The following is a 13,301-nucleotide window of genomic DNA, read 5'->3' on the forward strand; positions in this document are numbered from 1 at the left end:
TTTTCCATTTGGGGGCTTATCCTTATCGTCTGCTAATTACAGTAGACTTCATTTCGAATTATTTTCTTGATTCATTTTTTTATCTTAATTCCCTATTCTTTAGGTGAAATTTTCCGTTACTTGGTTGGTTGATAGTTTGTGGTTGTGGTGATTTGGTGATTAAAGTCCGCGATAAATCTTTAGATGGTTTCCGTGGGATAGCGTGTATCATTGTTATGATCTCCCACGTAGGGCACGCGGAAATTATAGGGCGGTGGGCCGTAGGTATCGGTAAATATGGAGTTGCCATATTTTTCGTCCTTAGCGCATATTTAATGTGTTATATGGCGGATAAGGCTTTACCCGAGAGGAGTAATTACTGGCTGTCTTACCTTAAGTCCAGGTTTTTTAGAATATTTCCGTTGTATTTTGTTGTTTGCTCACTCTTTCTTGTCGGCGGATACTTTTCCGGCTTATTCGAATTTGGAGTCGCCGACTACCTTTCAAATATCTTCCTCATAGATGGGTACAGACACCTATGGGCGATTCCTGTCGAGTTTAAATTTTATCTTGTCTTTCCGTTATTGTTCATGATTGCCTGGGGTATGGACGAAAAAGGAAGAATTAAGGCCTTGGGTTGGCTATGGCTTTCTAGCTTTTTAATTTCATTTTTCGGCATATGGGATAATGTTAGCTTACTGAAGTATCTGAATTTGTTTGTGGCCGGTATGATTGCCTATACATTGTCGGGCCACCTAAGCGTAATGGATGTTTTGACAAGCAATAAGAAGAAAATATATTTGATCGTTACTTTACTATTTTTCGTAAGTAATCCGGCAGTATTTTCAGTTTTATTCTTCCCAGTGAAATTTGATTTTCTTCATGATTACTTATTTGTCTTCGGTGTGGCTGCTGCTTTATTGATTTTGTTGATTAGGTGCGATAAGCGGCTGAAAGTAATGCTTGAGAACAACCTTCTAGTTTTCATCGGGAGTCGCAGCTATAGCCTTTATCTTCTCCATCCCTTTGTGCTTTATGCAGTAAAGCAGGCGAAGCTGGGATGGTTTTCCCTGATCGTTTTTATCTTGGTGGTGCTAGCCGTTTCAGAAGTGACGTATAAAAAGGTGGAAATACCGTTTATGAGGTTTGCGAAATCATGATATTTATAACTGGATTTCCGCGGTCAGGAACTTCACTCCTTTCTACCTTAGTTGACCGGCATTCAAAAGTTTGTGTGCCACCGGAAACGAGATATTTTGAAGAGGTTTATCGAGGGCAATCTAGTGAATCCATTGAATATCTATACAGTGCGATTTCACGAAATAAGCGAATAAGTGATTTGGAACTCGATCTAACACAGCTTCAGATTCTCTCGCGTGTAGGGGGCGAGCAATGTGTTTTTTCCCTATTCGAATTGTTGATGAATATGTACGCACGGAAATGTGAGAAGAGCTTAGTTTGCGAGAAAAGTCCGGTCCATGCCAACTATATTTCTCTGTTGTTGGAACAATATTCCGAAAGCAAATTTATTTATATATTAAGGGATCCCAGAGATAGTATAGCTTCACTTTTAGAGGTTCCATGGTCGCACAATTCTATTTTGCGCCACTCGCGTGAATGGTCATACCGTTTTAAAACGGTCTTGCACTTATTAGAAAAATGGCCAGAGAGAATTTTGCTGATTAAGTATGAAGACTTGGTTGTTGATCAGCAGAAGGTTCTTGCTGATGTGATGTCTTTCATCGGAGTAGAGATTGAAAAAGAGCAATTCATCCCATCTGCTCGCTCCGGTACACACAGGGAGTGGGAGGACCAGTGGAAGGGAAATGTGAATAAGGCTGTTTCTACAGATAGTGTAGGTAAGTGGAGAAATAAGCTTTCTCCGTTACAGGCTGATGTGGTCAACTCAATATTAAGTAAATATCTAATAACGTATGGATATGAAACTTATATGCCTTCACCTGTCTACAAGCTTCTTGCTATTACTAAATTTTTGGAAACCAGCAGTTATGTTAGGCTGAGGCGAGCTATAAAAAATGCGTTCTCTTAACCTAAGATCTCCTATATTTCAAGCTCTTATCTTGCTTATGCCTTTCTCATTTGTTATTGGTTTTGTTCCCCAGATGTTGTTTGGGGTTACCGTTATGACAAGTGTTTTTGAGAACCTCCTGAAATTTTTTTTTATCGGGTTGGCTATTCTTTTCTTAATTTTACGTATCGATTCTTTATCAATCAAGAAGGCTCATTTCTATTGGTTGATATTGTTTTCAGTATATTATCTGTTTTATTTGTTCTCAGCGTTAATTTGGGGGGTTCAGGAGTTTGGAGCTTTTGGCGACAAGTCGAGCAATGTGATTGGTGAGATTTTCAGGCTGAGTTCTTTTCTATTGATATTGCTTTCGATTTCTAGCTTTAGATTGGAGTATTTTAATGCTTCGCTCCTTCTATATGGCTTTGTATTATTAGGGTATGCCTTTTCTTTGGCGGCCATATATCACGCTTTTACCGGTGTTGCGGGTAACGAGGGACGTTATGTTTCGGGCATACTGCGCGCGGGATCAGATGTTATGGACTCGAACGCTCTCGGAGCACTCTTGAATTTGTTTGTTGTTCTGGCTGCCTCTTTGCTAATTTATTTTAGGTTTAGAGTAGAATATTTTGTATTGTTTATATTGTCCGTTTCGGCGAGGTTTTTAACTTTTTCGACCGGGTCGCTTATAGCTATGCTCATTTGCTTACTTTTCATGACGGCCTTGTATCTGAAGTGGGCTTCACCACGGAAAAGGTCGATTTTCTTAGCCGTTATGATACCGTCATTTTTCTTGTTAATACTATATGCTGTAGAGTCAGAAATATTCGAAGTGCTATTTTATCGAGCGTTTTTGTCTGATGAGTACATATATCAAGCATCAATAGGCTCGCGATTCGAACAGTACACTGGAGCCTTGTCGTATTTAGCGAATAACCCTAATGTACTTTTTTTAGGTGCCGGAGCGTCATATGTTCCGTATATCACAGGGACGGGCTATGACATACATAATTCATTGCTCAGAGTCCTCTTGGTGGGGGGCGTAGTCCCTTTCCTGGCTTACGGGCTTATAGTTAGTGTGGCTCTAAAAAAATCTCTCGCAGTGATTTTTTCTTGGTGGCAGAAAGGCCCTGTAACGAGTGTTGCATTCACAGGTGTGAACCAAGCTAATATATTTCCTGTAATTCAGTTGGGTATTTCTCTTTCGTTTCTGGGGTGGTTTCTTCAGGCGATGACGTTGCCCGCAGACTCTTCGTATATCTTTTTGATCTACTTTTCAATGTATTTACTTTTTTCGAGAAAATAGCAGGTGCCCATATGTTTTTTTTGATTGGCGCTCCTAGAAGCGGCACAAAACTGCTTCGTGAATGTTTGAATGCGAATGGCGGGATTTTTATTCCTCCCGCAGAGACAGAGTTTTATATTTCCTTTAAGAAAAACTTTACAAAAGTCTCTACGAGGAACCTTAAAGACCAGGTTGATTTTTTATATCGCTTTGTTTGTCAAACTCCTTACGCAACCTTCTTGAAATTAGAAAGCAATCATAGAGTCTGTCGTGATTCTTGGGTGCGCTATTTAACTGAAGATTGGATCGGTGATGTCAATGTTCAAGCGCACTTCGAAGCTCTACTTTACGCGTCACAATTCGATCCGTCTCAAAAGGTATTGCTAGGTGATAAATCTCCGAGCTATATGCAGGTAGTAGATGTTCTGCTTTCGGATTTCGAAGATGCGAAGTTTATATTTATATGTCGTGACCCCAGAGACGTTGTTTTGTCTAGTTCTAGAGCTTGGGGTAAGAGTAAAATTCGGACGGCGAAAAAGTGGGCCGCGCTTAACGCAGGTTTGCCAGCTTTAATATCGAAATGTAATTCAAACATCCATCTTGTCAAATATGAGAATTTGATTAGTAATCCAGATAAAACAGTTGAGAGTGTGGTGCAGTTCCTTGGCGTTCCCTATGATGATGCCTGGCACAAGCGGTTGGGGATTACGGAAAACCTAGGTGGTGCAAAAGGTCGAAGAGGAATTTTTAAGCCCGAACAATATTTCCACCACCCCAAAAACTATATAATTGACGGGCTCACAGCAGATGTGGCTAGCCAGTTGCGATATCATATTGATTCGAATTTTTCTCAGCGAATTATATCGAAGCTTTTCTATAGTGTTTTATCTTTCCCCTTAGCCTTCTTTGATATTTTCAGAATGTTTTACTTTGATGTTAGAAAAATGGGGCTCTGGTCTGGCGTTAAATTCCGAGTGTCGTACTATCTGAATTCTGGAAAAGTGGGAGGCGGATGATGCATATTGCAATGTTCATTAATGGTGAGCACTACGCTGGAGCTGAAAGGGTTCAGGATATACTTGTCGAAAGTCTTAGAGAAAATCAGCGTTTTTCAGTAAGCTATGTTAGCGTATTTAATGGTGCGTTCAAGGATCGTGCGAATCTGGAAGGGGTAAATGTTTTCTACTTGGCATGTTCTGGGTTGATCTCTCAGATATTATCTTTCCGTAAAATTTTCAAGAAAAATAAATTTGATTTGATCCACTGTCATACTCCTAGGACACTTTTGATTTGCGGAGTTATTTCTTTTGTTTCGGGCGTTCGCTATGTTTACCATATGCACAGTCCTGCTTTGCATTGTGGTAACTCTTACCTCGTAAATAGAATTAATTTTCTTGTTGAATTTTTCTTTGCAAGAAGGGCGGAGCGCGTAGTTTGCGTATCAGATGCGATCAGGTCTCATGCAGAAAAGTACCTCGGCTTAACTTCAAACACTTCTACTGTTTACAATGGTGTCCCCGCTTTACCACATTCAAAAGTTAAGCAGTTTTCAGGGTTTTCTTTTCGCGTAGCTATGGTCGCGCTTTTTAGACCGCGCAAAGGGTTGGATGACTTATTGCATGCTATCTCTTTGTTTAATGATCGAGGTTTCGGCAAAAAGTTAACCCTAGATTTGATAGGCGGGTTCGAAAGCAAGGAATATGAAATTTTTATTGATGAGTTGATTTCAAGACTTGGGCTAGTCGACTATGTAAACAAGGTTGGCTTCTCAAATGATCCCTTGTTGTATGCGATAGAAGCTGATTATTTGGTTCTCCCGAGTAAGCAGGGTGAGGGCTTGCCGATGGTCATTTTGGAGGCTTTGTCATCAGGGCTGCCGGTCATAACTACTGAAGTTGAAGGTAACGTTGAAGCGATAAAGAATGGGTTTAATGGGTTTGTCTGTGCTCCTAAAAATTCAGCTTCTATTTTTCAATCGTTGCAGCATGCTTATTCCGATGAGTCAATATATGAGAGTCTGAGTGAAAATTGCTTACATTTTTTCAATAGTCGATTTTCGTCAGTGGTAATGTGTAAACGGATGGAGGAAATATATGTCAAGCCGCAGGTGTAACACTATTTCGTGCTTTGGTTTGCATTTCTCTACTTTAAGTCCTCAGTCTTTGAAAGATGTTCTTTTTTCTTCCGAGTCTTATGGCCGATTACTCACTGTTGTGACTCCAAATGTTGATTTCCTGTCTAGATTTCATGCGAACGAAAGTGTGGTTTTTAATAAATTTATAGAGAGTGCTGACTTTTGTGTTTGTGACAGTCGTATTTTGAGGGCGCTTGCTAAGTTGCTATTTAAAATTGAGCTTCCACTTGTTACTGGCAGTGATTTCACCGAATCCTTGCTTCAGGATCCGCGAATTAGTGAGCGTAAAGTCGCTTTTATAGGTCCGAAAAAAAGCGAATCCCGAAGATTGGCTAGTCTCTACAAAATAAAAAAGTTTTATTTGGAGTGTCCTGATTTTGGTTTTGAGGAAGATAGTGGTTATCTATCTAAACTCTCTTCTGAGCTGCTAAAGTTTCAGCCTGATTTTATTTTTGTGGCTGTAGGGTCCCCTAAGCAAGAGGCTCTAAGTTCATACCTTCGGGAGGCGGGGGTTTCTGGTGTAGCACTCAATATCGGTGCCTCATTAGATTTCCTGACAGGCAGGCAAGTTCGGGCAAGCAAGTTTATGCAAAAACTACATTTGGAGTGGCTTCATAGATTGCTATCCAACCCGACGCGCCTATGGAAGCGGTACGTGAGCTCTGCCATATTTTTATTTCAGGCTTTGCTTTTTAGAAAATTTATATCTAGCGAAAATGGCGCCTGATTTTTCGTGGGTGCGGAGAATTTTCGTGATGTTTCCGTAGGCAATTATTTGGCGTTTGGTTGATATTATGATCGCTTTAGCCTTTCGAAAACTTCGGCAATGTGAACTATTGCTTACTTCGGGCGTTAGTTTATTTGTACGAGGTGCTGCGGCATTTTCTGCTTTTGGTGTTAGCGTCGTTATAGGTCGACAGCTTGGAGCCATTGAGTCAGGCTACTATTTTCTCGCGTTTAGCGTAATTACTTTCTTCGCTGCCATATCTCGCGTTGGGCTTGATAATACGGTCCTGAGGTACGTTGGCGCTGCTTTTTCTGAGCGGTCGTGGTCTGTGGTGAAGTCTGTCGCAGCCAGATCACTTGCAGTTGCTGCATTAGTATCATCAGTAGTCATGTTGCTTTTGTATGCTTTTGCTGATTTTTTGTCGGTTAAGCTATTTGGTAAGCCTGAGCTGGCTTCCGTATTGATCGGTATGGCACCTGGAGTTATTGGCGTTGCACTATTTACGTTGCTAGCGATGGTTTTTCAGGGGCTGCATAAAGTAGTCTTGTCGGTATTTATACTGAATATCTCTACAAATATTTTTTTGGTGTTAGGCATAGCATTATTGGATATTAGCAATGCATTTCAAATGGCTTTTGCTTTCAGTATTGCTGCCCTATTGACAGCTTTGTTTGGTGGTTTTGTCTTATGGATGATGGCTGGTGGTGTCAGTTTTCAAAAAAAATGTAGTGAGCATGGTGCCGAAAAAGTACAGAGCTTTGTAAACTGGTTACCGCTCTTTCAAAGTTGCATGCCTTTATGGGTCGTAGTGATAATGCAACAGTTGGTGCAATGGTCTGGTCAGTTTGTGGCGGGGGCTTACGTCGACTCTGAAGCTCTAGCGCAATTAGCAGCGGCTCAGAGAACAGCTATGTTAACTAGTTTTATACTCATGGCGGTTAATTTGGTTTTGGCTCCTAGGTTCGCCGCCCTTTATAAGCAGCGGAAAATGGTTGAGCTGCGGAAGCTCTCTATGATGTCTGTCAGGTTAATGATATTTTTTTCGTTCCCGTTAGTTGTCGTCATGTTGGGATTTCCGGAATTATTCATGCGCCTTTTCGGTGAGGGCTTCAGCGAGGGGGCTTATTTATTGCAAATCTTGGTGATTGGGCAATTTATTAACGTGGCTACTGGGTCGGTAGGATATCTTCTTAGTATGTCTGGTCATGAGACGGATTTGCGTAATACTGTGTTGGTTTCTGGTCCCATCGCGTTAGTGCTGGCTTTCGCTTTAACGCCAGTATGGGGGGCAACAGGGAGTGCGGTGGCTACTGCAGTGGCAGTTGGTACACAAAACCTTTTGGCTGTCTGGCAAGTAAAGCGACGGCTTGGATTTAACACGCTTGTATTTTGGCGTAACTAGTCGTGCATGTAGTTGTTATTAGTGTAGCTTTGGTCTTTCAAAGGTCCTTTACTCTGTGATTCCAAGTAAGAGTGTCGTCCGATTAGGTTATTTTGGTGGAGATCAGAGATTGGAATTAAATAGATATGAAGTGAATGTAAAAATGATTTTACCTGTTATTATGGCCGGTGGTTCTGGGACCCGTCTTTGGCCTCTTTCAAGAAAACTGTTTCCCAAGCAGTTTCTTCCGCTGACAGATGAAGCCAGCATGTTGCAGAACACCTGCGCGCGTCTGGTCGGTATTGAGGCCCAGCCGCCCCTGCTCATTTGCGGAGATGATCACCGCTTTATTGTGGCCGAGCAGTTGCGTGAGGTGAGCGCGTCTCACAGCGGTATCCTGCTGGAACCGGCGGGCCGCAATACGGCACCGGCGGTCGCACTGGCTGCGCTCCGCGCGACGGCGGGTGGCAAGGAAGATCCGTTGTTGTTGGTATTGGCAGCAGACCACGCCATTAAAAATGTCGCGGCCTTCCAGGCTGCAGTGAGTGCTGCGGTACCGCAGGCCGAGGCCGGCAAGCTGGTTACCTTTGGCATTGTGCCCACGGCGCCGGAGACCGGTTACGGGTATATCCGTAAAGCGGCAGCGGTGGATGCAGCTGAGAGCGCTTTTGGTGTTGAGCAGTTTGTAGAAAAGCCGGATCTCGATACCGCGGCGGAATATGTGCGCAGTGGGGATTTCTTCTGGAATAGCGGCCTGTTCCTGTTTCGTGCCAGCCGCTACTTGGAGGAGCTGGCCAAGTTCCGCCCGGATATTCTGGCGGCGTGTGAAAAAGCCATGCAGGGAGCCTCCTTCGATGTGGACTTTGTGCGGCCGGCCAGCGAGGCGTTCCTGGCCTGTGCGGATGAATCCATCGACTACGCCGTAATGGAGCACACCCGCGATGCGGTGGTGGTACCTATGGATTGTGGCTGGAGCGACGTGGGTTCCTGGTCTGCTCTGTGGGAAGTGTCCGAGAAGGATGAACATGGCAACTCAACCAAGGGCGATGTGATCCTGCAAGACAGTCGCAACTGTTTTGTGCAGAGTGATAGCAAGCTGATTGCCACCGTTGGGCTGGATGATGTGGTGGTGGTCGAGAGCGATGATGCCATTCTGGTCGCCGCAAAGGATCGCGTGCAGGATATTAAAAAGGTAGTTGAACGCCTGAAGGCGGAGAACCGTTCCGAAGCGCAGTTACATCGTAAGGTGTACCGTCCTTGGGGCTATTACGACTCTGTGGATTACGGCGAGCGCTTCCAGGTAAAACGCATTGTGGTAAACCCAGGTGCGCAGTTAAGCCTGCAAATGCATCACCACCGTGCGGAACACTGGATCGTGGTTTCCGGTACGGCCAATGTGACCTGTGGGGAAAAGGAATTTCTGGTGACCGAAAACCAGAGTACCTATATTCCGCTGGGTGAAGTGCACCGTCTGGAGAACCCGGGCGCTATCCCTCTGGAGCTGATTGAAGTACAGTCCGGCTCTTATTTGGGGGAGGACGATATTGTTCGTCTTGAAGACCGGTACGCGCGTGCATAATTGCTGCTCCGTTATTTAATGCCGACCTGATAAACGCCCGTTTCTGGGCCTGAATATTGCAATATTTATTCGCTAACCTCGGTGCGGTAGTGCCGGGGTTTAATTATTTGGGCCCTTAGGGGCTATTGGGTGAAGTGAGGGCCTGTGAGTAACATACGCGCTTTGCATTTGGTCGCGCGATTTCTATTCGTTTTGGTTTTTTTTACCGCGCTTTTTGCGGGCATGAAGTCAAAGCCCGTACCTCAAGTGGTACCCCATTTCGACTTGATCTTGCACTGCGGTGTATTCGCGGTACTGGGGGGACTTTGGGTGTTTGCGGTATCTGCGCGTTGGTGGCTTTGGGGGCTGATTGGTTTACTGGTTTTCGGCGCTGGCCTTGAGCTTTGGCAAGGCTGGTTGATGCCTGCGCGCACCGCATCCCTGGTCGATATGGGAGCGAATACCGCGGGAGTAATTCTGGGGGGCGTATTGGCGATTATTTTGGCCCGCTTCTTGCGTCAGAAATTACGAGCTTAATTTGTTCGTGTTGGTTTTTTTTTGATCTTTGAGTGCGTTTTCTTGCGTTATTTCGCGCCAAAGATTTGATGTGTGTCACAGTTGTGGCATGATCTTGCCCCATATTTAGAGGCTCGAAATTGAGCCCGTTTGGGGTTGGTGGTGCATTGCAGGTGCTGCCTTGGTCGATCGAGGATTGATCGGCTTTCAGGAAGTTTATGGATCGATCTCGGGAAGCGAGATCATGGAGAAGGTTCATGGGGGAAGGAAAAGTGGAACAGGGATGGATCCGCAGCCACCAATCTGGTCTGGCTGCTTTGTACCGGTTATTGGATGGCTTGTTGATCCTGGGTACGTTAATAGTAAGTTGTCATTTCTTGGGGGTTACCGTCAGCAAAGATTGGGTGATTGCCGGCCTGGTGGCCGCGGTCAGCTTCGCGTTTGTTGCGGAATCGCTGAATCTTTATCGCTCCTGGCGAGGCGATAGCTACCTGCAAATGTTTACCATCACCGCGCTCTCCTGGGCTGTGGTTTGTGTACTGTTGGTGCTGGTTGCCTATTTCAGCAAGTCCGGTGGCTATTTTTCTCGCCTTGCTGTGGGTACCTGGTTTATCAGCACCCTGGCATTGCTCGGCGCCTGGCGCTATGCCTTCCGCATTGTGCTGTTCTATCTGCGTGTACAGGGGTTCAACTCCCGGGTGGCAGTGGTAATTGGTACTACCGATACCGGCAAGCGCCTCGCTGCAGATTTGAACGGCGAGCCCCAGCTGGGCATCCGGGTGAGTGGTTTTTACCGTGTGCCGGAGGCGGAGAGTGATGAGCAAACCTGGTCTCAGGTGGATCGCGAGCACATTCTTGGGGATGTGGAGCAGGCGGTGGCAGCGGCAAAGGCCGGTGATTTAGACCTGGTCTATATTGCGCTGCCCATGCGCGAAGAACTGCGTATTGCGGAAATTCTCCACGCTTTTGCGGATACCACTGCGACCGTACACGTGGCGACCGATCTGTTCGTGAACAATCTGCTGCATGCGCGCTTCTATCAGGTGGGCAGCAGCAGCCTGCTGAGTGTGCACGATACCCCTATCGAGGGTGTCAACAGCTGGCTCAAGCGGATGGAAGATCTGTTGCTGTCTTCCGTGATCCTGCTATTGATTTCACCGTTGATGCTGGCAATTGCCGCCGCGGTCAAGCTGACTTCGAAGGGGCCGGTGATTTTCAAGCAGCATCGCTATGGGCTGGATGGGCGCCCCATTAAAGTGTGGAAGTTCCGCTCCATGACCGTCCAGGATAACGGCGATAAAGTCGTGCAGGCCAAGAAGAACGATGCCCGCATCACGCCAGTTGGCGCGTTCCTGCGCCGCACCTCTCTGGATGAGCTGCCTCAGTTTATTAATGTGTTGCAGGGACGCATGAGCATCGTGGGTCCCCGTCCCCATGCGGTGGCCCATAACGAACAGTACCGCGCGCTGGTGAACGGTTACATGCTTCGGCACAAGGTAAAGCCGGGCATTACGGGTTGGGCGCAGGTCAACGGCTGGCGCGGAGAGACCGATACCCTGGAGAAGATGAGCCGCCGCGTGGAGCACGATTTACAGTACATCCGCAACTGGTCCATCTGGCTGGATATCCGCATTGTATGGATGACGCTGTTCAAGGGATTTGTGGGTAGTAATGCCTACTGATAACAAGCTGTTACAAGCAGTGGAGCTTGGTACTTAGCTGTGATAATGTGCGTCACTTTCTTGTGACGCGCGTCTCATTTTGCGCTTCCGCCTTGGGGGCTGTACGAAAAAAGTACAGATAAGGGCGAGGGTGCAATCGGGCCTGGCGAAAGAATCCGGGCCTTCGCTGATAAAACAAATTCAGGACCATTTGGATAGGGAACAATGAATAAAAAGCAATTGTCTGCAGTGATTTGCCTGGTGAGCACCTTGGGGGCTGCCAGTGCGCAGGCGCAGGTTGAGGCGGCCAGTGTAAAGCTGGGTAGTGGTATTGAATTTACGCCTTCACTGAATATGGATTTCCAGCACGACGACAACGTCACCATGTCGGAGACCGATGAAATCAGCAGCCCGGTTGCGGTCATCAATCCGAATTTCCTGCTGTCTGCAGATAACGGTGTTTCTGCCTATAACCTGAATTATTCCCTGATACGTGGTGAGTACTTCGATAGTGAAGACGATAACTACACCGATCACTTCTTCTCCGGCGGTGCCGGCTGGGAACTGAATGACCGCAACAAACTGGAACTGAAAGCCAGCCTGACCGATGGCCACGAGCCGCGCGGTACCGGTTTTTCCCAAGGTTCCGGCGATAATTTGTCTGAGCCGGACCGGTACAAGCAGAGCGATATCAACGGCAAATACACCTTTGGTGCCGAAAGTGCCAAGGGGCAGCTGTCCTTGATGCTGGGTACCGACGACAAGGATTACGAAGGTGGCCTGCGCACCGCTGGCCGTGACCGCGGTACCGACTACGGCACCGTAGCCTTCAAATACAATTCTGGCAGCCGCACCAAGCTGCTGGCGGAAATTGATCGTCGCGTTATCGGTTACGACTACGTTGCCGATGGGGTTGATACCCTGGACAGCGCGCAAACGCGTTATCAGGTGGGTGTCACCTGGGAAGGTACCGCCAAAACCACCGGTACCGTGAAGGTCGGTGCGCGCACCAAGGAATTTGAAAGCAGCGCGCGTGAAGACTACACCGGCCCGAGCTGGGAAGTCGGCGTACGCTGGACCCCGAAGGAATACAGCGCGTTTGACCTGAACACTGCACGCCGCAGTAATGAAACCGATGGCGTTGGTGACTTTATCGATACCACCAGCTACACCCTGGGCTGGAGCCATGAGTGGGCAGACCGCCTGACCAGCCAGGCGACCTACGATTACTCCATCAACGATTACCAGGGTGAAGGCGTCGATCGCGAAGATGACGTAAGCACCTTCGGTCTGCAGCTGAACTACCAGATGCGCCGCTGGTTGGCGTTCAAGGCTGGCGTAAACCTTTCTGATAAGGATTCCAACGCTGCTGGCTTTGCCTACGAGAAAAACCTGACCTTTGTGGGGCTGCAGGCCTCCCTGTAACTCCTGATTTACCTTCAGACCGGACAACTTATGGGTATGTTGAACGCTTTGAAGCAGCGCGGTTTCCGCGCTGCTTTTGTCATTTTGGCTGCACTGTTTGCGGTGACCGCATTGGCCCAGGAGAGCACCAGTGCCCAGGAGTACCAGCTGGGCTCTGGCGACAAGATCCTGATCAGCGTCTATGACGAAGCGGATCTCACCATGGAAACCATCCTCAGCGATAGCGGTGTGATCAACTACCCGTTTCTCGGTGAGCTCAAGGTTTCCGGCCTGACCGTATCGGGTCTGGAGCGTATGGTGGTTAAGGGGCTCAAGGGGGATTACCTTGTCAATCCCAATGTGCACGTCTCCATCCTGGAATACCGCCCCTTCTTTATTAATGGCGAAGTGGAAAAGCCCGGTGGTTATCCCTTCCAGCCGGGCCTGACCATTGGCAAGGCGGCAGCGTTGGCTGAGGGGTTTACCGAGCGTGCCTCGGAAAACAAGATTTTTATCATTCGCGGGGATGATCCCGCACAGGCCAAGCAAAAGGCCGCGCTGAATACCCTGCTGCGCCCCGGCGATATTGTGACTGTAGAGCAGAGCTTCTTCTGAGGTAGTAACCAT

At 46.9% G+C, this 13,301-nt stretch carries 12 protein-coding genes; all 12 read left to right on the forward strand.

Annotation, left to right across the window (positions count from 1 at the left end):
• Nucleotides 1-155: 155 nt before the first annotated feature.
• Entirely contained in the window at nt 156-1,139 is a 984-nt protein-coding gene (locus B4U49_RS13140; RefSeq protein WP_143735664.1) for an acyltransferase family protein, read from the forward strand.
• A complete protein-coding gene (locus tag B4U49_RS13145; protein WP_078085062.1) occupies nt 1,136-2,029 on the forward strand; it encodes a sulfotransferase family protein in 894 nt (297 codons plus the stop codon). The genes B4U49_RS13140 and B4U49_RS13145 overlap by 4 nt, the downstream gene beginning before the upstream one ends.
• Nucleotides 2,016-3,314 carry an O-antigen ligase family protein gene (locus tag B4U49_RS13150; RefSeq protein ID WP_078085063.1) on the forward strand — a complete coding sequence of 433 codons (1,299 nt, stop codon included), beginning with the start codon at nt 2,016-2,018 and terminating at the stop codon, nt 3,312-3,314. Before B4U49_RS13145 ends, B4U49_RS13150 begins: the two co-directional genes overlap by 14 nt.
• Before the next feature lie 11 nt (nt 3,315-3,325).
• Nucleotides 3,326-4,309 carry a sulfotransferase family protein gene (locus B4U49_RS13155; protein ID WP_078085064.1) on the forward strand — a complete coding sequence of 328 codons (984 nt, stop codon included), beginning with the start codon at nt 3,326-3,328 and terminating at the stop codon, nt 4,307-4,309.
• Nucleotides 4,306-5,406 carry a glycosyltransferase gene (locus B4U49_RS13160; protein WP_078085065.1) on the forward strand — a complete coding sequence of 367 codons (1,101 nt, stop codon included), beginning with the start codon at nt 4,306-4,308 and terminating at the stop codon, nt 5,404-5,406. Before B4U49_RS13155 ends, B4U49_RS13160 begins: the two co-directional genes overlap by 4 nt.
• A 49-nt stretch (nt 5,407-5,455) precedes the next feature.
• The gene (locus B4U49_RS13165) at nt 5,456-6,154 is read left to right on the forward strand and encodes a WecB/TagA/CpsF family glycosyltransferase (RefSeq protein WP_158078621.1); all 699 of its coding nucleotides are present in this window, start codon (nt 5,456-5,458) and stop codon (nt 6,152-6,154) included.
• A 67-nt stretch (nt 6,155-6,221) separates the two neighbouring features.
• Nucleotides 6,222-7,556 carry an oligosaccharide flippase family protein gene (locus B4U49_RS13170; protein WP_078085067.1) on the forward strand — a complete coding sequence of 445 codons (1,335 nt, stop codon included), beginning with the start codon at nt 6,222-6,224 and terminating at the stop codon, nt 7,554-7,556.
• Between the two features lie 142 nt (nt 7,557-7,698).
• A complete protein-coding gene (locus B4U49_RS13175; RefSeq protein WP_078085068.1) occupies nt 7,699-9,114 on the forward strand; it encodes a mannose-1-phosphate guanylyltransferase/mannose-6-phosphate isomerase in 1,416 nt (471 codons plus the stop codon).
• Nucleotides 9,115-9,258: 144 nt separating this feature from the next.
• Nucleotides 9,259-9,630 (forward strand): VanZ family protein, encoded by a 372-nt coding sequence (locus B4U49_RS13180; RefSeq protein WP_078085069.1) that lies wholly within the window; start codon nt 9,259-9,261, stop codon nt 9,628-9,630.
• A gap of 236 nt (nt 9,631-9,866) precedes the next feature.
• Nucleotides 9,867-11,291, forward strand: coding sequence for an undecaprenyl-phosphate glucose phosphotransferase (locus tag B4U49_RS13185; RefSeq protein ID WP_078085070.1), 1,425 nt, complete (start codon nt 9,867-9,869; stop codon nt 11,289-11,291).
• Nucleotides 11,292-11,495: 204 nt separating this feature from the next.
• Nucleotides 11,496-12,695 carry an outer membrane beta-barrel protein gene (locus tag B4U49_RS13190; RefSeq protein ID WP_078085071.1) on the forward strand — a complete coding sequence of 400 codons (1,200 nt, stop codon included), beginning with the start codon at nt 11,496-11,498 and terminating at the stop codon, nt 12,693-12,695.
• A gap of 36 nt (nt 12,696-12,731) precedes the next feature.
• The gene (locus B4U49_RS13195; protein WP_078085081.1) at nt 12,732-13,289 is read left to right on the forward strand and encodes a polysaccharide biosynthesis/export family protein; all 558 of its coding nucleotides are present in this window, start codon (nt 12,732-12,734) and stop codon (nt 13,287-13,289) included.
• The last annotated feature ends 12 nt before the right edge of the window (nt 13,290-13,301 follow it).

Origin of the sequence: Microbulbifer mangrovi (assembly GCF_002009015.1) — a bacterium.
Taxonomy (GTDB): domain Bacteria; phylum Pseudomonadota; class Gammaproteobacteria; order Pseudomonadales; family Cellvibrionaceae; genus Microbulbifer; species Microbulbifer mangrovi.

Coding starts and splice junctions, on each gene's coding strand:
- B4U49_RS13155 (WP_078085064.1), top strand. CDS start 3,326: ATGTTTTTTTTGATTGGCGCTCCTAGAAGCGGCACAAAACTGCTTCGT.
- B4U49_RS13160 (WP_078085065.1), top strand. CDS start 4,306: ATGATGCATATTGCAATGTTCATTAATGGTGAGCACTACGCTGGAGCT.
- B4U49_RS13170 (WP_078085067.1), top strand. CDS start 6,222: ATGATCGCTTTAGCCTTTCGAAAACTTCGGCAATGTGAACTATTGCTT.
- B4U49_RS13175 (WP_078085068.1), top strand. CDS start 7,699: ATGATTTTACCTGTTATTATGGCCGGTGGTTCTGGGACCCGTCTTTGG.
- B4U49_RS13190 (WP_078085071.1), top strand. CDS start 11,496: ATGAATAAAAAGCAATTGTCTGCAGTGATTTGCCTGGTGAGCACCTTG.
- B4U49_RS13185 (WP_078085070.1), top strand. CDS start 9,867: ATGGGGGAAGGAAAAGTGGAACAGGGATGGATCCGCAGCCACCAATCT.
- B4U49_RS13195 (WP_078085081.1), top strand. CDS start 12,732: ATGTTGAACGCTTTGAAGCAGCGCGGTTTCCGCGCTGCTTTTGTCATT.
- B4U49_RS13145 (WP_078085062.1), top strand. CDS start 1,136: ATGATATTTATAACTGGATTTCCGCGGTCAGGAACTTCACTCCTTTCT.
- B4U49_RS13150 (WP_078085063.1), top strand. CDS start 2,016: ATGCGTTCTCTTAACCTAAGATCTCCTATATTTCAAGCTCTTATCTTG.